General features: G+C 68.9%; 25 protein-coding genes and 2 tRNA genes. 14 read left to right on the forward strand and 13 right to left on the reverse strand.

Translation table 11 applies throughout. The features are described from left to right. Positions 1–5 precede the first annotated feature (5 nt). The 5 genes from NDI76_RS14385 to NDI76_RS14405 all read left to right on the forward strand — a co-directional run bounded on the left by NDI76_RS14385 (position 6) and on the right by NDI76_RS14405 (position 3433). On the forward strand, positions 6–584 hold the full coding sequence (locus NDI76_RS14385; protein ID WP_310924776.1) for a DNA-directed RNA polymerase: 579 nt from the start codon (positions 6–8) through the stop codon (positions 582–584). After that, entirely contained in the window at positions 585–782 is a 198-nt protein-coding gene (spt4, locus tag NDI76_RS14390) for a transcription elongation factor subunit Spt4 (RefSeq protein ID WP_310924777.1), read from the forward strand. A 6-nt stretch (positions 783–788) separates the two neighbouring features. Continuing rightward, complete coding sequence (locus NDI76_RS14395; RefSeq protein ID WP_310924778.1) at positions 789–1322, forward strand: GTP-dependent dephospho-CoA kinase family protein; 534 nt, start codon at positions 789–791, stop codon at positions 1320–1322. A gap of 101 nt (positions 1323–1423) precedes the next feature. Next, entirely contained in the window at positions 1424–1741 is a 318-nt protein-coding gene (locus tag NDI76_RS14400) for a 30S ribosomal protein S24e (RefSeq protein ID WP_310924779.1), read from the forward strand. Between the two features lie 33 nt (positions 1742–1774). Then, positions 1775–3433 carry a bifunctional N(6)-L-threonylcarbamoyladenine synthase/serine/threonine protein kinase gene (locus NDI76_RS14405; protein ID WP_310924780.1) on the forward strand — a complete coding sequence of 553 codons (1659 nt, stop codon included), beginning with the start codon at positions 1775–1777 and terminating at the stop codon, positions 3431–3433. A gap of 11 nt (positions 3434–3444) precedes the next feature. On the opposite strand, the gene NDI76_RS14410 is transcribed toward NDI76_RS14405, so the two are convergent. Further along, positions 3445–4020 carry a hypothetical protein gene (locus NDI76_RS14410; RefSeq protein WP_310924781.1) on the reverse strand — a complete coding sequence of 192 codons (576 nt, stop codon included), beginning with the start codon at positions 4018–4020 and terminating at the stop codon, positions 3445–3447. Positions 4021–4137: 117 nt separating this feature from the next. Between NDI76_RS14410 and NDI76_RS14415 the strand changes: the two genes are divergently transcribed. Further along, positions 4138–4425, forward strand: a complete 288-nt coding sequence (locus tag NDI76_RS14415; protein ID WP_310924782.1) for a DUF5808 domain-containing protein — start codon at positions 4138–4140, stop codon at positions 4423–4425. A gap of 100 nt (positions 4426–4525) precedes the next feature. After that, the gene (locus NDI76_RS14420; RefSeq protein ID WP_310924783.1) at positions 4526–5212 is read left to right on the forward strand and encodes a non-canonical purine NTP pyrophosphatase; all 687 of its coding nucleotides are present in this window, start codon (positions 4526–4528) and stop codon (positions 5210–5212) included. Positions 5213–5492: 280 nt separating this feature from the next. On the opposite strand, the gene NDI76_RS14425 is transcribed toward NDI76_RS14420, so the two are convergent. The 3 genes from NDI76_RS14425 to NDI76_RS14435 all read right to left on the reverse strand — a co-directional run bounded on the left by NDI76_RS14425 (position 5493) and on the right by NDI76_RS14435 (position 7912). Continuing rightward, positions 5493–6017 (reverse strand): DUF7384 family protein, encoded by a 525-nt coding sequence (locus tag NDI76_RS14425; RefSeq protein ID WP_310924784.1) that lies wholly within the window; start codon positions 6015–6017, stop codon positions 5493–5495. A 462-nt stretch (positions 6018–6479) separates the two neighbouring features. After that, positions 6480–7154 carry a potassium channel family protein gene (locus NDI76_RS14430; RefSeq protein WP_310924785.1) on the reverse strand — a complete coding sequence of 225 codons (675 nt, stop codon included), beginning with the start codon at positions 7152–7154 and terminating at the stop codon, positions 6480–6482. A gap of 119 nt (positions 7155–7273) precedes the next feature. Beyond that, positions 7274–7912: a DUF2238 domain-containing protein gene (locus NDI76_RS14435; protein ID WP_310924786.1), complete on the reverse strand. Its 639-nt coding sequence runs from the start codon at positions 7910–7912 to the stop codon at positions 7274–7276. 116 nt (positions 7913–8028) lie between these two features. Here NDI76_RS14435 and NDI76_RS14440 point away from each other — a divergent pair, with 116 nt between their 5' ends. Next, positions 8029–8652, forward strand: a complete 624-nt coding sequence (locus NDI76_RS14440; protein ID WP_310924787.1) for a metal-dependent hydrolase — start codon at positions 8029–8031, stop codon at positions 8650–8652. Positions 8653–8655: 3 nt separating this feature from the next. Here the strand turns inward: NDI76_RS14440 and NDI76_RS14445 are convergent, their stop codons facing one another. From NDI76_RS14445 to NDI76_RS14455, 3 genes are all read right to left on the reverse strand, one after another. Further along, positions 8656–9528 carry an MBL fold metallo-hydrolase gene (locus NDI76_RS14445; protein ID WP_310924788.1) on the reverse strand — a complete coding sequence of 291 codons (873 nt, stop codon included), beginning with the start codon at positions 9526–9528 and terminating at the stop codon, positions 8656–8658. Between the two features lie 200 nt (positions 9529–9728). Next, a tRNA-Thr gene (locus NDI76_RS14450) sits at positions 9729–9800 on the reverse strand. A gap of 84 nt (positions 9801–9884) precedes the next feature. Then, positions 9885–10562 carry a DUF7114 family protein gene (locus tag NDI76_RS14455; protein ID WP_310924789.1) on the reverse strand — a complete coding sequence of 226 codons (678 nt, stop codon included), beginning with the start codon at positions 10560–10562 and terminating at the stop codon, positions 9885–9887. Positions 10563–10622: 60 nt separating this feature from the next. Here NDI76_RS14455 and NDI76_RS14460 point away from each other — a divergent pair, with 60 nt between their 5' ends. After that, the gene (locus NDI76_RS14460; protein ID WP_310924790.1) at positions 10623–11336 is read left to right on the forward strand and encodes an enoyl-CoA hydratase/isomerase family protein; all 714 of its coding nucleotides are present in this window, start codon (positions 10623–10625) and stop codon (positions 11334–11336) included. Positions 11337–11368: 32 nt separating this feature from the next. Here the strand turns inward: NDI76_RS14460 and NDI76_RS14465 are convergent, their stop codons facing one another. Then, complete coding sequence (locus NDI76_RS14465; RefSeq protein WP_310924979.1) at positions 11369–12196, reverse strand: NAD+ synthase; 828 nt, start codon at positions 12194–12196, stop codon at positions 11369–11371. A 257-nt stretch (positions 12197–12453) separates the two neighbouring features. On the opposite strand from NDI76_RS14465, the gene NDI76_RS14470 reads away from it, so the two are divergent. After that, a tRNA-Gly gene (locus NDI76_RS14470) sits at positions 12454–12524 on the forward strand. A 95-nt stretch (positions 12525–12619) separates the two neighbouring features. Here the strand turns inward: NDI76_RS14470 and NDI76_RS14475 are convergent. The 4 genes from NDI76_RS14475 to NDI76_RS14490 form a co-directional block, all read right to left on the reverse strand. Next, a complete protein-coding gene (locus NDI76_RS14475; RefSeq protein ID WP_310924791.1) occupies positions 12620–13087 on the reverse strand; it encodes a hypothetical protein in 468 nt (155 codons plus the stop codon). Between the two features lie 59 nt (positions 13088–13146). Continuing rightward, on the reverse strand, positions 13147–13893 hold the full coding sequence (locus NDI76_RS14480; protein WP_310924792.1) for an Nmad3 family putative nucleotide modification protein: 747 nt from the start codon (positions 13891–13893) through the stop codon (positions 13147–13149). Between the two features lie 91 nt (positions 13894–13984). Further along, complete coding sequence (locus tag NDI76_RS14485) at positions 13985–14311, reverse strand: DUF7577 domain-containing protein (RefSeq protein WP_310924793.1); 327 nt, start codon at positions 14309–14311, stop codon at positions 13985–13987. A 67-nt stretch (positions 14312–14378) separates the two neighbouring features. Continuing rightward, entirely contained in the window at positions 14379–15311 is a 933-nt protein-coding gene (locus tag NDI76_RS14490) for an acyltransferase (protein WP_310924794.1), read from the reverse strand. Between the two features lie 160 nt (positions 15312–15471). On the opposite strand from NDI76_RS14490, the gene NDI76_RS14495 reads away from it, so the two are divergent. After that, positions 15472–16770 (forward strand): glycoside hydrolase family 68 protein, encoded by a 1299-nt coding sequence (locus tag NDI76_RS14495; protein ID WP_310924795.1) that lies wholly within the window; start codon positions 15472–15474, stop codon positions 16768–16770. A 7-nt stretch (positions 16771–16777) separates the two neighbouring features. Here the strand turns inward: NDI76_RS14495 and NDI76_RS14500 are convergent, their stop codons facing one another. Further along, entirely contained in the window at positions 16778–18946 is a 2169-nt protein-coding gene (locus tag NDI76_RS14500; RefSeq protein WP_310924796.1) for a GH32 C-terminal domain-containing protein, read from the reverse strand. A 284-nt stretch (positions 18947–19230) separates the two neighbouring features. Between NDI76_RS14500 and NDI76_RS14505 the strand changes: the two genes are divergently transcribed. Genes NDI76_RS14505 through NDI76_RS14515 form a run of 3 tightly spaced genes read left to right on the forward strand, consistent with a single transcriptional unit; the run spans position 19231 to position 21402 of the window. Beyond that, the gene (locus tag NDI76_RS14505; RefSeq protein WP_310924797.1) at positions 19231–20352 is read left to right on the forward strand and encodes an aldo/keto reductase; all 1122 of its coding nucleotides are present in this window, start codon (positions 19231–19233) and stop codon (positions 20350–20352) included. A 4-nt stretch (positions 20353–20356) separates the two neighbouring features. Further along, positions 20357–20545 carry a hypothetical protein gene (locus tag NDI76_RS14510; RefSeq protein ID WP_310924798.1) on the forward strand — a complete coding sequence of 63 codons (189 nt, stop codon included), beginning with the start codon at positions 20357–20359 and terminating at the stop codon, positions 20543–20545. Positions 20546–20604: 59 nt separating this feature from the next. Then, positions 20605–21402: a GHMP family kinase ATP-binding protein gene (locus tag NDI76_RS14515; protein ID WP_310924799.1), complete on the forward strand. Its 798-nt coding sequence runs from the start codon at positions 20605–20607 to the stop codon at positions 21400–21402. The last annotated feature ends 78 nt before the right edge of the window (positions 21403–21480 follow it).

The raw sequence follows: 21480 nt of genomic DNA on the forward strand, positions 1-21480 counted from the left end.
CTACGATGTACAAACGGGTACGACTCACAGACACAGTGGAGGTTCCGCCGGAGCATCTCGCTGACGTGACCCCCTTGCGGGTCAAGCGACTCCTGCAGGACAAGTTGGAAGGACGGATGGACGAAGACGTCGGGAGCGTCGTGAGCGTCGTCGACGTACACGACATCGGCGAAGGGACGGTGCTGCCGGGACGGGCGGGCGTCTACTACGAAGCGGAGTTCGACGCCCTCACCTTCGACCCCGACATGCAGGAGGTCATCGACGGGCAGGTCGTCGAGGTGGTGGAGTTCGGCGCCTTCGTCGGCATCGGCCCCGTCGACGGCCTGCTGCACGTCTCGCAGATATCCGACGAATACCTCGCCTACGACGGCGAGAATCAACAGCTCGCCTCGACGGAGTCGAACCGCACGCTCGGCGTCGGCGACTCCGTGCGGGTGCGCGTCGTCACGAAGAGCATCGACGAGCGCAACCCGCGCGACTCGAAGATTGGGCTCACGGCGAAACAGCCCGGACTCGGCAAGCACGGGTGGCTCGAATCCGACCGTCAGGTCACCGAGGCGACGACGGAAGCGGAGGGCCAGTAGATGGCCAAGCCGCGTCTCGCCTGCCGCGAGTGCCACTACATCAACATGCCCGACTCGCAAGCGTGCGAGAGCTGCGGTTCGTCGAGCCTCACGGAGGACTGGGCGGGCTACGTCGTCATCACGCACCCCGAGACGAGCGAGATAGCGACCGAGATGAACGTGGACGAGGCCGGCGGCTACGCGCTGAAGGTCCGCTGACCGGCGATGCTGGAACTGCCGGCCGACCTCAGAGGCGAGTTCAAAGAGCCGTTCGGCCCCCTCCACACCGACGTCGAGCGACTGCTCGCCGCGGCGGACGCCGAGGCGCCCCTCGTCGCCGTCGGCGACGTGGTCACCTACCACCTCCGCGAGTTCGGCCGCCCGCCGGACGTGGCCGTCATCGACGGCCTGACCAAGCGGAGCGCCGTCGACGAGGAAATACGACGCGCGCTGTCGGACCCCGAGTCGCGCCGCGACGTGACGAACCCGGCCGGCGAGATAACCGAGGCGCTGGTCGTCGCCGTCCGGGATGCGCTCGGCGAAGAAGGCCCCGTCACCGTCATCGTCGACGGCGAGGAGGACCTGGCGACGCTGCCGGCGGTGCTCTCGGCGCCCGTCGGCGCGAGCGTCGTCTACGGCCAACCCGACGAGGGCATGGTGTTGGTCGAGGTGACCGAGGAGTCGAAAGCCGAGATGCGGTCGCTGCTGCGGCGGATGGAGGGCGACGCGGACGCGCTCATCGCGCTTGCGGAGGAGTGAGTCGCTGGCGCTCCGAGAGCGGTGCAGACGCCCCCGTATCGGCGTCTCGGCCCCTTCGAAATCCTTTTACTCCTTTCGGGAGGATTCTAACCCAACTGACTATGGAAATCGAAGTCATCTCCGAAGACGAGAATCCGATGCTGCACCGGACGGACGTCCGGTTCGAGGTCACCCACGAGGACGCCACCCCCTCCCGACTGTCGGTCCGCGACAGCCTCGCGGCGAAACTGAACAAGGACTCCGACGAAGTCGTCATCCACGCGCTGAACACGAAGTTCGGCATGCGGAAGACGGCCGGTTACGCGAAGGTGTACACCTCGCCGGAGTTCGCCCGCGACGTCGAGCAGGACTACATGCTCGACCGGAACAAGATCGAGGCCGACGAGGGCGACGCCGAAGCGGAAGCCGAAGAGGCCTGATTCGGCCGCCCCCGAACGCGACTCCCGTTCTCAATGCGCATCGTAGCTATCGAAGGCACCGCCTGGGCCGCCAGCGCCGCGCTCTTCGATTCCGAGACAGGGGAGGTGTTCATCGAGTCCGACCCGTACGAACCCGACAGCGGCGGCATCCACCCGCGCGAGGCGGCCGAGCACATGGGCGACGCGATTCCGGACGTCGTCTCGGCGGTGCTGGACCGCGCCGCGGAGACGGGCGACAACGGCGCCGGTGCGGAGATAGACGGCGTCGCGTTCTCGCGCGGCCCCGGTCTCGGCCCCTGCCTCCGCATCGTCGGCACCGCCGCGCGCGCTCTCGCGCAGACGCTCGACGTCCCCCTCGTCGGCGTCAACCACATGGTCGCGCACCTCGAAATCGGTCGGTACGGCTCGGGGTTCGACTCGCCGGTCTGTCTGAATGCCTCCGGCGCGAACGCGCACCTCCTCGGCTACCACAACGGTCGCTACCGCGTCCTCGGCGAGACGATGGACACCGGCGTCGGCAACGCCCTCGACAAGTTCACCCGCCACGTCGGGTGGACCCACCCCGGCGGTCCGAAAGTGGAGGAGGCGGCCGCCGAGGGCGAGTACCACGACCTGCCGTACGTCGTGAAGGGGATGGACTTCTCCTTCTCGGGCATCATGTCCGCCGCGAAGGACGCGTACGACGACGGCGTCCCCGTCGAGGACGTCTGCCGCGGCCTGCAGGAGACGGTGTTCGCCATGCTGACCGAAGTCGCCGAACGAGCGCTGTCGCTGACCGGCACGGACGAACTCGTCCTCGGAGGAGGCGTCGGGCAGAACCGGAGACTGAGGTCGATGCTCGAAGAGATGTGCGAACAGCGCGGCGCCGAGTTCTACGCCCCCGAACCGCGCTTCCTCCGCGACAACGCGGGAATGATAGCCGTCCTCGGCGCGCGGATGCTGGAGGCGGGCGATACCGTCCCGGTTCCGGACTCGTCCGTCGACCCGAACTTCCGGCCGGACCAGGTGCCGGTGACGTGGCGCGACGGCGAGGAATCGGTCGCCCGCGACCCGGCAGTCGCGGCGGGTCCGCCGGCGGACTCGGCGGCCTCGCCCCCCGACGAGGTTCGCGGCGCCGAGGCGACGGTGACGTTCGAGGGCGACAGCGTCGTGAAGCGCCGCGTCCCGAAGACGTACCGACACCCCGAACTGGACGAACGGCTCCGGACAGAGCGGACCCGCGCGGAGGCGCGTCTGACGAGTCTCGCGCGGCGGGCGGGCGTCCCCACGCCCGTCGTCCGCGACGTGGACCCGACGGAGGGCACAATCGTGTTCCAGCACGTCGGCGAGTCGGACCTCGCGGGGGCGCTGACGACCGGGCGCTGCCGGACGGTGGGAGAACACCTCGCGGCCGTCCACGGCGCGGGGTTCGTCCACGGCGACCCGACGACGCGGAACGTCCGCGTCGGCGGCGACCGGGTGTACCTCCTCGACTTCGGACTCGGCTACCACACCGACCACGTCGAGGACCGCGCGATGGACCTGCACGTCTTCGAGCAGAGCGTCGAGGGAACCGCCGCGGACCCCGAACCGCTCCTGCAAGCGTTCGAGGCGGGCTACGCCGCCGCGGCGCGCGGCGGGTCGGACCCGACGGACGACGAGGACGCCCTCGCGCGCCTCCGACAGGTCGAGGGGCGCGGCCGGTACCAGTAGCGGACGGCCCGTCAGTTCGCCGCTCGCTCGGTCTCCGCGTCGGTCGGTCGGCGGCGAATCACCGAGTCCTCGTCGACGAGGTACGTGAACGACTGCGTGAACCAGTCGGCGTGCACGCGGACGGGCGTCCCCGTGGCGTTCCCCTCCCCGCCCGGCCGCGTCTCGTACTCGGCGTAGGCGGTGCAGGCGACGACGGCGACGTGGGCCGCGTCGCGTTCGTCCAGCCACCGGACCTCGCAGTTCGAGACGTGCGCCTCGTAGCTCCGGTTCGGCCCCGGGTACATCGCGTTGTACACCCAGCGGCGCTCGTAGGTCGTCAGGAACTCGCGGAGCGACTCCTCGGTGAGGGCGGCGGGTCGCTCCGGCGGCGACTTCGGCCCGTCGGGGAACGGCGTCGACCGGGCCGGGAGCGGCGTGTACGTCTGGGCGGTGGCGGCCTCGCCGGTGGTTTCGGCAGAGTCGGACGGGCGCTCTGCGGTCGGTGCCTCGGTTCCGAACGCGCCGCTCCCGCCGAGACAGCCCACGAGGACGGCGAGACCCGCGACGAACAGGGTCGCGGCGGCGCGGCGTGCGGAGGGCGCTGACATCGCCCGAGGGATGTTCGAGCGGGGGTAAGTGCTTTCTGCGGGCGAGACGCCGGGCCTGAAGGTGACGGCCGCGAACACACCAAAACGATTTATCCGGCGCGGCTGTATCGAGCGCACATGGCAGACAAGCCGCAAAAAGGCGAGATTCTGGGCGTGCCGTACAACTTCGAGCGTCCGTCGCTCGGGCGGATGCTGTCGTCGTACTGGAAGCCCGGGCAGAAGATGCTCGTGAAGAAGCCGTTCGGCGTCGGCTACACGCTGAACCTCGCGAACTGGCGGTCGTGGGTCGTCGTCGCCGTCGTCGCCGTCCTCCTCTGGCAGGAGCGGAGTTCCTCCGCGTCCGACCCGGACTTCGAGGACGACGACGACGAGGACGACGGACCCGTCGAGGTCATCGTCGACTGAACGCGGCCCGCGTCGCGTCCGACCCGGACTCCGAGGACGACGGAATCGACGCTGACCGACACCGACGCATCTTTCTCCGGACCGCCGCGACTCCCGATAGATGCTTCGATACGTCACGACGAACCCGGGGAAGGTGCGGGAGGCGTTGCAGTATCTCGACGGCGTCGCCGAGCAACGCTCGGCGGCAGACCGGACGCAGTCCGGTATCGTCGAGCAGTTGGACTACGACTACACCGAGGTGCAGGCGGCGGAACTCGGCCCCATCGCGGCCCACGGCGCGCGCGAGGCGTACCGCCACGCCGGCGAACCGGTGCTCGTGGACGACGCCGGTCTGTTCGTCGACGGGTTCGACGGATTTCCCGGCCCGTACTCCTCCTACGCCGAGGACACCCTCGGCGTCGAGGCGGTGTACCGACTCGCGGAACGCGAACTCGACGACCCGCGCCGCGCGGCGTTCCGGTGCGTCCTCGCGTACTGCGACGGCGAGGGGTTCGCGGCGAGTCCGGACCCGGTGGACCGCGACGACCGGACTGCCGCCGCCGCCCGCGGGGCCGAGCAGAGCGACGAGGAGACGGAGGGACTGCCGGTGAAACTGTTCGAGGGCGTCGTCAAAGGCCGTATCGTCCCGCCGCGCGGCGACGGCGGGTTCGGCTACGACCCCATCTTCGAGCACGACGGGACGACGTTCGCGGAGATGAGTAGTGAGGAGAAGAACGCGGTGTCGCATCGTGGGCGGGCGCTGGCGAAGTTCGGGGAGTGGTTCGCCGAGCGAACGGAGTTCCCGTGAGCGAGGCGAACGGGAGCACGGAAGAACGGAGTTCGTCCGGAGTGAGCGAGGCGAATCTCGATAGACGAGCGACGCGAGTCTATCGGAGGTCCGAACGAGAGCGTAGCGAGCGTTTGGAGTCAGTCGAACGCTTCGCGTTCGAGGGTGGTCCCGTGAGCGAGCAAAGCGAGTGAACGCGGCGGGTCCAACGGTGGTTCACCGGGCGAAGCGAAGGGCGAACGGCCTCCTCGCGGAGTGTTCAACCGGCGAGATGCGAAGCGGGTCTGAACACCGAGCGACGCTACGCCCGCGGGTCGCGGTCCGGTCCCTCGTACTCGCCGCCGACGACTTCCTCGTAGAGGCTCGCGGCGTCGAACAGCGATGCGAACGCCCGCGGGTCGCGGACGCTGACCGGAAAGCGGGTGCCGAGCGCCGCCGCCGCGCGGGCGGAGGTGAGGCGGTCGTCGAACGAGAGCACGTGCATCGCGCCGCCGCGGTAGGCGGAGGCGAGAGCGGGGTGGTCGCCGTCCGGGTGGTCGACCGGTTCGCGCCACGCGTCCACGCGTTCCCGCCAGTCGGTCGCGAGGTCGGCGTCCGCGCAGTCGGCGACGACGGCCTCGGCGTCGTCTAAGAGCGCATCGCTCGCGACCAGCGTCGTCCACGAGTGCTCTCTGAGGCGGTCGAGCGCCGCGCGGGCGTCGCCGCCGACGAGGAGGTCCGCGGCGAGTACGTCCGCGTCGGCGACGACGCGGGCCGGCGACGGGTCTGGGTCGGAGTCGGGGTCGGTCCCCGGTTCGGAGTCGGACCCGGGGGCCGCGTCAGTCATCGCCCTCGCGCCGCGACTCCAGCGTCTCCCGTATCGCCGCCTCGTCGACGCCGTACGGCGCCGCGCGGTCGAACAGCGCGTCCCACGTCTCCATGGGTTGCAGTTGCGGCGACGCGCACAGAAGTGTGACGGTCGCCGCGAACCGTCGCGGGCGACGGTCGGCGGTCCACGGAACGCAAACGGGTTTCTCGGCGTCGGCGCGGCGTCTCCCGTCCGTCTGACGCGGATTTAAGTCCCGTGACGGGTACTCTTCCGGCGGGCGCGCCATCCAGCGTCCGCACGTCTTCGCTCGCCCGACAGCGCGGTATCGCGCGACCGGACGAGAATCAGGTGCGGGCGCCGACGACTGACGGCCTCAGTTCCACCGTTCCATCCCCCCACTCGGGCGCGCCCGGCACATTCGACCGCCGGTCGGCACTCCCGGCGGCGGGCGCGGCGTCGCTCCCCCGTGGCGCCGCGCCGTTACGCGTTCCCCTTTGTCTCTTCGCCAAGGAGCACCCGTCGGACGTCGTCGAACCGGTCGCGGTCCGCGACGAGTGCGAGTCTGTCGCCCGCCTCGACGGTCGTTCCGGGCAGCGGGATAGTCATGGGTTCTCTGGACCCGCCGTGCGCGTAGATGCGGCCGTCGGGGCCGAGGTCCACGTTCGCTACCTTCTGCCCGACCACGGGCGCTCCCTCGGGGACGACGAGCATCGAGAGACGCAACTGCTCGGTCAACTCGCCGACGGCGTTGAAGTCACCGCCGAGCAGCGCCGTCTTCGCGCCGGCCGCGCCGAGGCGTTCGGGATATATCACGTCGTCCACGTCGTCGGCGTAGCGTTCGTAAATCTCCTGGCGGTAGTCCTCGCTGACGCGCATGACCGCCCGGCAGCCGAACTCCTTGCCGATCATGCAGGCCGCGAAGTTGACGTTCGGGTCGCCAGTCAGTCCGCCGACGGCGTCGGCCCCCTCCACGCCCGCGCGGCGGAGGACGGCCTCGCTGCTGCCGTCGCCCTCGAACACCTCGAACCCGGCCTCCTCGGCCCGTTCGACCTTCCGCTCGTCGTTGTCGACGACCGTCACGTCGTGACCCTCTTCCCGCAGTACGAGCGCGGTTCGCGCGCCGACACGACCGTACCCCACGATAACAACCTTCATACACGTACCTGACGGCGGCGGAGGATAAAAGCGTAGACCCGAATGCGGGGTGAGACGGGGAGAGCGTGCGAGAAAAGCGGCGGAAGAAGACGGCGCGGGCGGAAGCGGCGTCGGAGGCGCTACTGCGGGCGTTGGGTTCGAGCGTCCTCCAAGCGCTGGTGGAAGGCGTCGACGACGCCGGAGAGCGTCTCCGTGCCGAATAGGGCGACGATGACGGCGCCGACGGTGTCGAACACCAAGTCGACGATGGTGTCCGAGAGACCGTACTGGACGAGGACGGCCTCCACGCCGAAGAACTCCGCCGCGAGGCGGGTGAAGAACTCGAGCACCTCCCAGAGCACGCCGACGGCGAGCGTGAACGTGAGGATGAACACGAACAGGAACCGATGCGGGAGGTACACCGCGTCGCTGTACTCGTCGACGGCGCGGGTCGCCGCGTAGCCCACGGCGGCGACGAGCATCGCCGAGAGGGTGTGCGTGAGGTGGTCGTACCACCACAGGTCGTCGTACAGACCCAGCATGCCGAGGGCGTGGAGCAGGACGGCGGTCGTCACCCACAGCGTCAGCGACGGCGAGAGCCGGATGCCCCAGTCCCGACTCAGGAACGCCGGAAGGTAGGTGATAGCCAGCGCACCCGCGGCGTTGACGACGATACTGGCGTTCAGCGTGGCGATACCGACGCCGAGGATACCCGCGATGGCCAGTCGCATCCCTCCGGCGGCCAGCGAACCGACGTTCGGGGGAAGTCGCCGCCTCATCGTCCCATCCTACGCGAGGGAGACCGATAAAGCCCGCTTCACGCCGACGCGTTCGTCTCGACGTGCTAACACGAGACGCGAAACTGTTTTTCCGTCCTTCGACATAGGTCAGTCCGATGATGGCTACCACGCACGCCCTCGCAGGGGTCGTGCTCGCGGTCGTCGTCGCCGTGGTGTTCCCCGAGAGCGCCGCCGGCGCGACGCCGCTACCCGTGCTCGCGGCCGCTCTCGGCGGCCTCTTCCCCGACTTCGACCTCTACGCGGGGCACCGCAAGACGCTGCACTTCCCGGTGTACTTCAGCGCCCTCGCCGCGCTTGCGATTCCGGTCGCGGCGTTCGCGCCGACGACGCTGACGCTGTCGGTGGCGCTGTTCTTCGCCGCCGCGGCGCTGCACTCGGTGATGGACGCCTTCGGCGGCGGCCTCGAACTCAAGCCGTGGCTGGGCACCTCCGAGCGGGCCGTCTACAGCCACTACCACAAGCGCTGGATTCCGCCGCGCCGCTGGATTCGGTACGACGGCGCGCCCGAGGACCTGCTGGCGGCGACGCTGTTCGCCCTGCCGGCGATATACGCCTTCGACGGCCTCCTCCAGACGGGCGTGTTCGTCGCCCTCGGCGTCTCGGCGGTGTACGTGCTGCTGAGAAAGCCGATGGTCGTGGCCGCGCAGACGGCGGTGGACGCGATGCCCGAGGACGTGGTCGAACGGATGCCCGAGCGGTTCGTGGAAGACTTTCGGTAGCGCCTATTTCTCTTCGGTAGATGCCGACGCCTCGAACCGGTAGGTGTCCCCGCGGTCCACGTACGCGACCCGGTCTTCGAGGCCCGCCGCCTCGACGGCCTCTTTGAAGTCCGACAGCGGCGACTGAAACACCTCGTAGTCGTCGTAGTGAATCGGGATGTTCTCGTCCGCGTCGAACAGTTCGACGGCCTCGACGCCCTGTTCGGCGTCCATCGTCAGGAGAACGCCCAGAATCTCGGTCCCGCCCAGATGGAGGAGGGCGAGGTCGATGTCAGGGAAGCGCTCGGGAATCTCCTCCAACTCGTCGTACATCACCGTGTCGCCCGAGACGAACAGGCGGAAGGAGGTTCCCTCGCCCGCCCCCGCCGGACGGAATTCGAGCACGCTGCCCATGACGGGCGGGAGCGCCTTCTCGACCACCGGCGGGCCGTGTCGGCCCGGCGTCGAGGTGATGTCGAGTTCCGCCTCGCCCTTCCGGACGGTCACCTCCTCCCAGGTGTCCATCGCGTACGTCTCGCGGAACCCTTTCTCTTCGAGTTCCTCGGCGGCGTGTTCGGTGGTCACGATTGGGAGATTCTTATCCAGTTTCTCCTCGACGATTCGGTCGAAGTGGTCGCCGTGGTAGTGCGACAGCAGGACGAAATCGAGGTCCTCCGGCAGGTCCTCGATGTCGATTGCGGGGTCGGTCTTCCGTTCCGAGCGAATGCCGTAGCCGAGGTGGACGTGGTCGCCGCTGTGCAGGAAGTTCGGGTCCGTGAGGATTGTGAATCCGGCGTAGCGGACGATGACGGTGGCCGTCCCGACAAAGAAGATGGAACCGTTTTCGGTCTCTTGTGGTTCCGATTCGGATTCGGGGAGTTCGAGGGTCTGGCTCACTTCTCGTGGTTGCGTTCGAGGAAGGTTAGTGGTGGTACTTGCTTATTCAACGGAAAGCCAAAAACGGAGAAAAGGGAATACGGCCGGGATTTGAACTTCACTCGCTAACGCTCGTGCGTTCAAATCCGCGGGTCCGCCTTTTACCTCACCACCTGTCGCGGCGCGACGAGACGCGCCGCTCGGAGAGTGAGTTCGTTAAAAGCCTAGGCCGGGATTTGAACCCGGGCTCTCGTCCTTACCAAGGACGCGCTTTACCGCTAAGCTACCCAGGCACGCATACAGTCGTTGTCCGGATTCGTCTTTAGGCGTTTCGATTCGGCCCGCCTACGTCACGGAGTTCCACGCGACCGGGAGTCCTACCGGTCCGCCGACGACGGCACTCGGTCGTCCGTCGTGCTGGTCACCGACAGCGACGCGATGCGTTCTGTCGTGGCGTCCGAGAAGGCCGTCGTCGCCGGCGGGAGGTCCTCCTCGGCGTCGCACTCGCGGGCCAGTTCGGCGGCGTATTCGAGGAGGGCGGGCGGGGCGTCACCGCCGACGGCCGTCGTCCCGGCGACGACGGCGAGGGTGAAGATGTCCGCTTCGAGGTTCCGGTCGACGGCGTCGGCGGCGTCCTGTTTCCGGCGGAGCGTCTGGTCGCGGCCGAACGCGCGGACCACCTCGACGGCCCGGTCGGCGGCGTCGGTCCGAGCGAGCACGTAGAACCCGCGGGAGACGAGCACGTCGGCGGCGATGACGTCCAGGTCGCCGGAGATATCCTCGTCGTCGCCGCTGAGCCACGGTTCCTCGTGCGCCAGGGTCCGCGTGAGTCGGAGCCCCTCGTAGATGAGTTGGACGCCCGCGGCGCGTTCGGCGAGTCCGTCGGTGTCGGCGTCCGCGCCGGGTTCGAGCGCGCGGGCGCTCAGGAGCGTCAGCGCACCCGGCGTCATCGAAGCGTCGTCGAGGCGGCCGAACAACACCGCACGGAGGCGGTCCGGCTCGATATCGTCGAGCGCCTCGCGCGCGGCGTCACGGGCCCGCACGGCGTCGTCCATTAGCCGAAAGTTACGGCGGGAAGGGCAAAGACCTTTGGAAAACGCGCAGGAGGGACGCGCATGATTCGAACGACGGCGGACGGAGCGGTCCGGGTCGTGACCCTCGACCGACCCGACCGACGGAACGCGCTCCGGCCCGCGGACCTCGACGAACTCGCGGCCGCCGTGGCTGGCGCGGACCCCGAAACGACGCCAGTCGTTTACCTCCGCGGGGCGGGCGGACACTTCTCGGCGGGCGCGGACCTCGATAGCGTGGCGGCGCTCGACGACCCCGAGGCGTTCGCCCGCCGCGGTCAACGAGTCGCGAACGCCATCGCCGACGCACCCGTCACCGTCGTCGCCGGAATCGACGGCGCGGCCCGCGGCGGGGGCGTGGAACTCGCTCTCGCCTGCGACGTGCGCGTCGCCACCCCGCACGCGACGTTCGCGGAACCGGGCGTCCGCTTCGGCCTGTTCGGCGCGTGGGGCGGCACCGTCCGCCTCCCGCGAATCGTCGGCGAGGGCGAGGCGCTGGACTTCGCGCTCTCGGGCCGAGTCGTGGACGCGGCGGAGGCCCGCCGGATGGGACTCGTCTCCCGCGTCGTCGACGACCCGCGGTCCGTCGCGGACGAGATAGCGGCGAACCGGCCCGACGCCCTCCGCGCGGTGAAAGCGCGCCTCCGCGACGACGCGGACGACGAGACGAGAGAGCGGGCCGAAGCGGAGGCGTTCGCCCGGCTACACGGGCGGTACGCCGACGAGATTCGGGAAGTGAGAGACGGCCGAGGCGGATGAGGAGAGGGCCGGTTCGAGGGGTGCCGCCGCTCTCAGATATCGAGCGGTTCCGGCGCGGGCGGCATGTGTCGCTTGTGCTCGCTGCGTTCGACCAGTTCGACCACTCGGTCGACCTGCGCGTCGGTCACGCCGAGGTGGTCGACGGTAGCCGACTTCGAGAGCGGTCCGTCGACGTGCATCGCGAGGATGGCGTCGAGGGTGTCGTAGTCGAGTCCCATCTCGTCCTCGTCGCTGTGGCCCTCCCACATCTCCGCGGAGGGAGTCTTCATGACGAGGTCCTCCTCGACGCCCATCTTCGCGGCGAGTTGCCGCACCTGCTGTTTGTACAGGTTTCCGATGGGGTTGCAGTCGACCGCCTGGTCGCCGTACTTCGTGAAGTAGCCCGTCATCGCCTCCGAGCGGTTGCCCGTCCCGAGGACGAGTTTGTTCTCGGCGTTGGCGACGAAGTAGTTCAACACGCCGCGGGTCCGAACGTAGACGTTGCCGGCGGCCACCTGGTCGTCGGCCGCCTCGGGGAACGCGTCGAAGAATGTCTCGGCGATGGGCTGAATCTCGATCACGTCGTACTCGATGTCCAACTCCCGGGCGATGCGTTCGGCGTCGCTCATGTTCCGGTCGGTGTTCACCTCGCTCGGCATCACCACGCCGTGGACGTTCTCCTCTCCGAGGGCTTCGACGGCGAGGTGGGCGACGGTCGTGCTGTCGATGCCGCCGGAGAGGCCGAGGACGGCCCCCTCGGCGCCGGCGTTCTCCACGACGCTCCGGACGAACTCGACGATGTGGTCGTGTGTAGCGTCCAGTTCGTCGGGCGAGAGGCGGAGGTCCAACGGAGCAGTGTCGCTCAGCACGGTGGCTTCCATAATCACGCGAGAGTACCACCTCGGAGAACTAATAAACACCCATCGCCGGCGTTCCGTGGACGGACGGTCAGTTTCCCGGCCGCGCGGCGGGAGGGAGGTCAGCGAAACGCTACGTTCAAGTGCGACCGGGCGGTTAGCACGATGTGAGCGCCGATGGTCAATCGAGCGAAGCGAGATTGACCCCGGAGCGCGAGTGAACGAAGCGCGCCGATGTGTCACCGAACGCGGTGAGGTGACGCGCGGGGCGAACAAAGTGAGCGCCGATGGTCCAATGGTAGGACATTAGCTTCCCAAGCTAATAGTCCGGGTTCAATTCCCGGTCGGCGCACTCCCTACGGTTGCTTGCCGACCGACCGTCGCAGACCTGCGGTCTGCTCAGTCCCGGTCGGCGCGTTTTCCGAACGAATCAGACGGTCCGAATCGCTACTCGGCAGCCGTCTCCGTCCCCCTTCCGCACACCGGCGGTCGCTGTTCGGTCCACAGACCCAGTCCGTCGTCCTCGATTCGTACCTCTAGCCCGTAGCAGTCGGCGTCGGTGCTCTCGGTATCGAACGTCGTCCACGTCTCGTCGTCGTCGAGGCGGAAGTACAGTAGGTACGTTCCGCCGTCGTCGACCCACGGACCCTTCACCGGAAGCGGCGACGAGACGCTGTTGGCCCCGCCGAGGTCGTACGACGACCAGAACGCCACCTCGTCCTCCCGTTCGGCCATGACGTGAACCGTGTGGTCCGTCGCGTCCTCGTTCACGACGCGGACGTACCCCAGATTTCTCCGGGCCGCAGCCCGTTCGTTTCGCGCACTCGTCCCCCCGCATCCCGCGATGGCCGCCGCGCCCGCCGCACTCGCGGCGAGGAGACGACGGCGCGAGAGCGGGGACTCCCATCCATCCATACTCCGAGTTCCCGCCGGAGGGCAAAAACATTCGCTTCGAAGACTGTTCCGATATCACATCAGTCGAGGTACGGGTCGAACTCCCGCGACTCGACGAGTTCGAGGAGCGTCGCCGTCGCGTCGGCGTCGAAACGGAGAACGCGCCGCCACCACGGCCCCTTCCCGGAGTCGTTCGAGAGGTCAGTGACGATGCGGTTCGCGTCGGCGCCCGCCGCGGGCGAGGAGAGGGGAACGACCCGGTCGAACAGCCCCGAGCGGTCGGTGCCCGCGACCAGCACCGCCGCGTCGAACGTCTCCCGCTTGACGTGGGCGTTGTTGGCGAAGCGGGCGCGTTCGGATTCGGGGAGCGACTCGTACTCCTCGGGAGTGAGCGCGACGTCCACCTCGAAGCCGCCGATGAGGTACGCGCCCCATTCAGGCGCGAGGTAGTCCGCGGCCCCGGTGTCGGCGTCGGCGTCGGACGGACTTTCGTGGCGGTCCAAGGTGGCGTAGAAGAACAGCCAATCGCCCGGGTCGAGTCGGGAGAGCGGACCGGCTTTCACCCCGTGTTCGTCGCCGTACGTGTGGCGTTCGCAGTGCGGGTAGCCCGCGAACTCCGGGTCGAGGTGGACGCGCGCGTCGCGGACCGATTCGGGGAGTTCGACCGGCGGGTCGAGGTCCGCGTACGTCGGCACCGACACGTCCGGACGCGTCGGTTCGCGTTCGGGGATGGGGACGTAGGCGAACGTCCCGTCGGGGTAGACGGGGCCACGGACGCCCGGAAGCGAGGAGTTCGCGGCGACGTTGATGGCGATGGCTCTGGTCACGAGCGTCACGGCGCGCCGCGGACGGATAAGCGCGCCCGGTTCGCCGTCGGCGCGGGGCGGCGGGTCGACGAGTCGACCGAAGCGCCCCCGGTCAGGCGAGTCGGTTCGCGCAGTTCCAACAGCGGTCGAACGTCGGGTCGGGTTCGTTCATCGTCTCGCACCGGGGGCAGTACCGACCCCGGCTATCGGCGTCTTCGCGAGGGCGTTCGACGCGGCCGGACGCCGCGGCGAGGCCGGTCGGACGGGCCGAACCCCCGTGGTCGCTCCCCGAGGTGGCGGAGTCGGGACGGTCGTCCCTGTCGCCGAACACTCGGTCGTACCCCACCTCGTCGTCGCCGTTGAGCAGGTAGCGATACACCAGCAGCTGGAGTGCCGCGAGGCCGACGGCGTACACCGCGATCCATCCCCACGGGTCCATACCGTGCTATTCGTTGGCAAAGCACTTTAGATTTCGGGGAAGCGGACGGGAGAGTCGGCGGACGAACTCAGCCGTTCGAGTCGGGTTCCGGCGCGTCGGGGGCGTCCGGCGGCGTCAGCGTCCGGCCGAATTCGTCGAACGCGTCGAGGTCGTCGGGAAGGTCGTACTCGAGTTCCCGTTCGTCCTGTCGGTTGACGAGACTGTCTTCGAGCGGGTCGGCGACGGACTCCCAACCGGGCTTGACGCGGATGCTCTTGGCCGGCGTACCGGCGACGATGTGGTGGGCGGGCACGTCGCCCTGCACGACCGACCGCGCGCCGACGACGCTGTTGGTTCCGACGCGGATGCCCGCGCGGACCATCGCGTCGTAGGTGACGCGCGCGTCGTCTTCGACGACGGTGTGGAAGTTCCGTATCTCGGTCTGGTCGACCACGTCGTGGTCGTGGCTGTACAGGTGGACGCCGTCGGAGATGGAGACGCGGTCCCCGATGGTGAGTTTCCCCCGGTCGTCGAGGTGGACGTCGTCGTGGATGACGGTGTTGTCCCCGACGGAGATGTTGTGTCCGTAGGTGAACGTGATTCCCTTGAAAAACCGGCAGTTCGTTCCGCAGTCGGCGAAGAGGTGGTCGGCGAGCATCTCCCGGAACCGAAGGGCGAAGTGGATGTTGTCGGCCATCGGCGTCGCGTCGAACTGCCGCCAGAGCCACTGGAGGTACTTCGACTCCGTGTAGCGCTCCTCGTCCTTCTCGGCGTAGTACTCCGACTCCAGCGTCGCGTTGCAGGGGTCGTACCCCTGCAGGCGGACCCGTTCGGCCGCCGAGAGGTCCTTTCCGGCCTGCCAGCGTTCGTACGCCGCCCGGTCGCCGTGGAGGTCCACGAGCGTCTCGGTGACGACTTCGCACGTGTCCTCCGTCGAGGAGAGTCGTTCGTCCACCTCGTCGATGAACGCCTGGACGTTCCGTTCCGCCTCCGCGGGGAGAGAGACGTGGACTTTCGTCATGGGACGTCGGTTCGTCCCGGTCGAACTAATCCGTTCGGTTGTGTGCGCTCGTCGGCGAAGCGCAGTAGAGCGACGAGACGCCGGCCGAACGAATCACCACGAGCGTAGTAAACGAATCGAGACCGACGGGCACTTTACGGAGTTGCGGGTAGCTAGCGGTATGAGCGGCGACGACGGTCCGAACGCGCCCGACGGTCGGTCGGCGTGGACGCGCGACCACGCGGCGGAGTTGCGACGCGACGAGACGAACGTGGCACCGATAATCTACCCACCAGCAGATGGTCTGGACGAGGACCTGCACGTCTGGGACACCTGGTGGCTCCGCGACCGAGACGGGTCGCCCGCGGAGGTGGACGGCTACCGGGTGATACTCGCGCTGACGTCCTCCTCGGATCTCCTGCCGGGGAAACGACACGACGTGGCGACGCTGCGGTACTTCTATTCGACCGACGGGAAGTTCTGGGAGACGGGCGGGCGCGTGTTCGAGACGGGGATGCTCGGCTCCCGGCAGTGGGCCGGGTCGGCCCTCCACGACGACGGGGACGTGTACGTCTACTACACGGCCGCCGGCGAGGCCGACGAGGCGGACCTATCGTACTCCCAGCGCATCGCTCTCGCGGAGGGCGGGACGATTTCGCCCGGCGACGACGGCGACGGCGTCGAACTCGACGGTCCGTGGGAGCACTCGGTGCTCCTCGAACCCGACGGCGAGTGGTACGAACGGGAGGCGCAGAGCCGCGGGATGACGTACACGTTCCGCGACCCGTGGTTCTTCGAGGACGAGGACGGGGAGACGTACCTGCTGTTCGAGGCGAACACGCCCGTCCCCGAAGGGTCGGACGCCTGCGGCGGCGACGCGGCGCAACAGGAGTTCAACGGCAGCGTCGGCCTCGCGCACTCGCCGACGGGCGACCCGACGGACTTCGAGCTTCGACCCCCGCTCCTCGACGCCGTCTGCGTCAACCAGGAACTCGAACGGCCCCATCTGGTCGTCCGCGAGGGAACGTACTACCTGTTCGTCTCCAGTCACCACCACACGTTCGCACCCGGAGTCGAGGGGTACGACGCGCTGTACGGGTTCGCGGCCGACGGTCTGCGGGGCGAGTACGAACCGCTGAACGGGCACGGGATGGTGCTGACGAACCCCGCGAACGCGCCGTTCCAAGCGTACTCGTGGCTCGCGTACGACCACGGCGACGAACTGCTCGTCACCTCCTTTTTCAACTACTTCGACTACGACCGCCCGTCGATGGACGACGTGGCGCTCCTCCTGGAGGACGAGCAGATGCGTCGCTTCGGCGGCACGCTGGCGCCGACGGTGCGCGTCGGACTCGACGGGCGGGAAACGAGAATCCTCGGCACCCTCGGCCACGGACACCTCCCCCTCGCGCGGGAGGCGCTCCCGGCCGACCCGTTCGCGGGCGCCGACGGCGCGGGCGACGGGCCGCGGTACTACTGAGACTGAGTCACTCGCGCGAGCGCGCCGGGAACGCGGCGTCGAGTTCCCACGCGCTCGCGGCGGCGAGTTCGACGCCCTCGCCGACGGCCCGCAGCGAGACGCCCTCGGCGTCCGCGCGGGTGGGGTAGACGCGACTCGTCAGACAGCGGCGCTCGTTCGCGTACAGTTCGACGACGGAGCCGTCGACGAACGCCCGCAGCGACAGCGAGTCGCCGTCGACGGGCATCGACTGCTCGTCCGCGTCCGGCACGCCGTCGAGGGCACCGTTCGTCCGGTCCACCGTCACCGTCTCGCCGTCGTAGCGCACGACCGTTCGCTCGTTGCCCGCGGGCGATTCGAACAGACCGAGTTCGAGCGCTCCGCTCTCCTCCACGCGCGCGTCGAACGCGAGTTCGTAGGCGTTGCCCGTCAGGTCGAGTACGCGCGAGTCGCCGGCGGCGAGGGAGACGTCCTCTTCCGCGAGAGCGTCGCGCCCGCGGAGCGATTCGAGTTCCCGTGCGGGTCGCTGCCGGAGTTCGCCGTCCTCGACGGATAGCTCTCGGGGTATCGTCAGCGTGCCGGACCACCCGGCGTGCCACTGCGCCTCCGCGTCGCGCGCCTCGGGCGCCCACCCCCACGTCAGGACGCGGCCGTCCTCCGCCCGCGTCGACTGCGGCGCGTAGTAGTCCCCGTAGTCGAGTCGCTCGCGGTGTTCCACGTCGAAACTCGGGTCGTCCAGATTCGCCTCCCCGAGGAAGTACTCGACGTGGCTGTAGTTCGAGACGTGCAGCACCTGTTTCTCGTCGAAATCGAGGAGTTCGGGGCACTCCCAGACGACGCCGTGGCCCTCCCAGTCGCCGACGAGGAGGGGGCCGACGTACTCCCACTCGCGAAGGCTCTCACCTCGGTAGAGGAGGGCGGCGCCGCCGGTGTCGGCGACGCCCGCGCCGACGAGGTGGTACCACGTCTCCCCCTCGCGCCAGACGTTGTGGTCGCGGAACTCCGCGCGCCAGTCCTCGGTCTCCAGAAGGTCGAGGTCGACGTGGTCTTCGGGCGTCGAGATGACGGGGTTGTCGCCGTGTTTCTCCCACGTGTCGAGCGACGGGTCGTCCGTCGTCGCCAGACAGGGCAGTTGGTCGCGGCCGCGGCCGCCGGTGTAGACGAGCGTCGGCGTTCCGTCCCCATCGAGGACGGCGCACCCCGACCAGACGCCGTCGCGGTCCGGGCCGTCCGGGTCCGGCGCGAGGGCGACGGGGCGGTCCTCCCAGTGCACGAGGTCCTCGCTCGCGGCGTGGCCCCAGTGGATGGTGCCGTGGAACGGCCCCCCGGGGTTGTACTGGTAGAAGACGTGGTAGGTGCCCTCGTGTTCGATGATCCCGTTCGGGTCGTTCAGCCACCCGGCGGGGGCGGCGAGGTGGTAGCGCGGCCGGCGGTGGTCGTCGGCCACCTCCTCGCGCATCGCGGCGAACCCGGCCGCGTCGTCGGGCCGGTCGGTGAACCGCGGTCGTCGCCGCGGGTCGCCGCCGAGGAGGGCGAGGGCGTTGCGGACGATTCGGCGCTGGGCTTCCGCCGCCGCGAAATCCGAGGCGGGGAGGAACGCGACTTCGGAACCGATCCCATACGCATCCCCCGCGCCGACGCGCCACGCGAGCACAGCCTTCTGCGCGACGTGGAAGTCGTCGCCGCGAATCGTCGAGGCGACGACGTCGCCCGACGCCGGGAGCGACGACTCGTACCGGGCGTACGGCCGCGTCGCCTCGGCCGGTTGCGTGTGGAGTTCGCGGAGCGGAAAGCCCTCGAACAGGGGGTGGTCGTCGTAGACGCGCTTCTTTATCAGACCGCTCGGTTCCGCGGGCGTCTCGACGCCGACGGCGTCCGGGGCGACCGAGTCGATACCGAACGGCGCGACGGCCGGGAGGGCGCGGAGCGTGAGGAACAGGCCGTTCCCGGCTTCGAGGAACGTCGAAACGGCGTCGGCGCAGGCGGCGGCCGTCGCGCGGGCGTCGTCGCCGAACGGGTCGTCCCGGTGCCACCACGCCGCGTCGTAGTCGTCGAGCGAGGCGGTGCCGTCGGCGACGTCGTGGAGGGAGACGTCGGTCACGTCCGCGACGCCGCCGCACCACTCGCGGGCGGCGCGTTGTTCGTCCGTCAACTCGGTCGCCGAGAGGAATGCGACGCTGACCGGCAGGTGGTCCATTGGTATCGCCGTTCGGAGGGGTGAAATATTAACTCGTGGTTTCGTATCCCGAGAGAACCGTCGCCAGACGGAGAGAACCCGCGCTCCACTCGCGGATGTCGGATACGTGCGCTCGTTGGGCCGGTATTCGAGCGGTCGCGTGCGGGAAGCGGCACCGCTCAGTGCCGTGACGAGCGAAGCGAGTCGCGGAACTTTTTGGTCCAGCTTTTTCGAGGAGAGGTGCGCGAAGCGCACCCGGCGAAGAAAAAGGTGGGGCTAAGTGTACGGATACCCAACGCCGAAACATGCACTATCGGACGCTGGGCGACTCCGACGTCGAAGTGAGCGAAGTCGGGTTCGGCGCGTGGGTCGTCGGGACCGACTGGTGGGGCGACCGGACGAAGCAGGACTCCATCGACCTCATCCACCACGCCATCGAGGAGGGAATCACCTACTTCGACACCGGCGACGTGTACGGCCACGGCGAGAGCGAGAAGATGGTCGGCGAGGCCGTCTCGGAGTACCGCGACGAGGTGACGCTGGCGACGAAGGTGGGCTACGACTTCTACAACCACCCGCAGGCGGGCCACGGCGAACTCCCGAAGGAGATGACGGGCGAGTGGGTCCGCTCGGCGACGGAGAAGAGCATCGACCGTCTCGGCGTCGACCACGTCGAGTTGCTCCAACTCCACAACGCGAACGTCGACGAAGTGGACGCGGACGTGTTGGAGGCGCTCGACGAATTGAAGGAAGAGGGCCTCGTCGACGCCGTGGGCTGGGCGCTCGGCCCCTCCATCGGCTGGTTGGCCGAGGGCGACATGGCCATCGAGGAGGAGTTCGACTCGCTGCAACTCGTCTGGAACGCCTTCGAACAGGAGGTCGGCGAGCACTTCCTCGACACCATCGAGCGAACCGGCTCTTCGACCAGTCTCATCCCGCGCGTACCCCACTCCTCGGGCCTGTTGAACGAGCAGGTGACGCCCGAGACGGGACACGACCTGGACGACCACCGCGGCTTCCGGCCCGACGCGTGGTATGAGACGGGGTGGGAGAAACTGGAGACCCTGCGCTTCTTAGAACGCAAGGACGAGGGAACCTCGTCCGGCTCCCGGACGCAGTCCGGGAATGACGGCGAGCGCACGATGGGACAGGCCGCCATCGCGTTCCTCCTGAGCCACGACGCCGTCGCGAGCGTCACGCCGACGTTCCACACGCGCGAGGACATCACCGAGTGGGCCGCTGCCTCCGACGTGCCGAAACTGAGTGACGAAGAGCTGACCCGCGTAAAGAACCTGTACGCCGACAACTTCGGCATCGACCGCGACGACGGGATGGACTCGCTCCGTTCCTCCGTGGACGGCGACGACATCGCCGCCGCCGGCATCGACAAACAGCCCTCGGCCGGCCCGCGCAACTCGGCGGACTGACGCCGTGACCGCACGCCGAGCGACGAAGGCGTTCGTCGGCCTGACCGCCCTCGTCCACGTCGCCCTCGCGGCGTGGGTTCGACGCGACGCCGACGAACGCGGCGTCGACGCCGCCCCGTGGGACCGCCTGACGCTCCTGACGGGGCTGTTCGGCGTCGTCGGCTACCTGCTGTCGCGGCGCGCCGCGGCATAGAGGCTCAGAACGCCGCCGACTGCGGCACCCTTACGACGTTCCCGTTCGATTCCGACGCCATGCCGACAGCGTACGCGCCGGGAAGCGTCACCACCGTCTTCGCCCCGCGCGAGGACGGCGAAGGCTCCTACGGCGTCAGTTTCGCCGTGGCGGACGGCGTCCGCGCGACGGTCGACCCGGCCGACGAGACGACCGTCCGCCTCGACGGGGAACCGACCGACTTCGAACCGGTCGCGGGCGTCCTCGACTCGCTGGACGTCGCGGCGACGGTGGACCTCGACGCGGAGATTCCCGTCGGGCGGGGGTTCGGCGCCAGTGGCGCCGCCACGCTTGCGACGGTGCTCGCCGCGGACGCCGCCTTCGAGTTGGACCTCTCGCGCGAGGCGGCCGTCGACGCCGCCCACCGCGCGGAAGTCGCCGCCGGCACCGGTCTCGGCGACGTGTTCGTGCAGGACCGGGCGGGCCTCGCGTGGAACGCCGGCGACGGGGGCGGACGGAACCGCATCGAACGGGACGACCGAATCGAGTACGTCTCGACGGGCGGTATCGCCACCGAGTCCGTCCTCGGCGACGAGGCGTCGATGGCCCGCGTCGCCGACGCCGGGACCGACGCGCTCAGGTCGTTCGACCCCGAGGACTCCTTAGAGGAATGGTTCGAGACGGCGTGGACGTTCGCCCGGCGGACGGGCCTGCCGACGCCCGCCGTCAGGGAGACGGTCGAACGGGTCACCGAGGCGGGCGGCGCCGCGACGATGGCGATGGTCGGCGAGACGGTGCTCGCGGCGGGCGTCGAGGGCGTCCTTCCCGAGGAGACGCGTATCACGAACGAGGGAGCGCACCTCGTCGACCGGGCGTAATCGGTCGTTACGGTGGTTAATGGACCCATTCAGGCCGTCGTATTCGCCCCTTAGCTAAGTCGGAAGGGCGCCTCGTAC

This window comes from Halogeometricum sp. S1BR25-6 (genome assembly GCF_031624495.1).
In the GTDB taxonomy this organism is placed as follows: domain Archaea; phylum Halobacteriota; class Halobacteria; order Halobacteriales; family Haloferacaceae; genus Halogeometricum; species Halogeometricum salsisoli.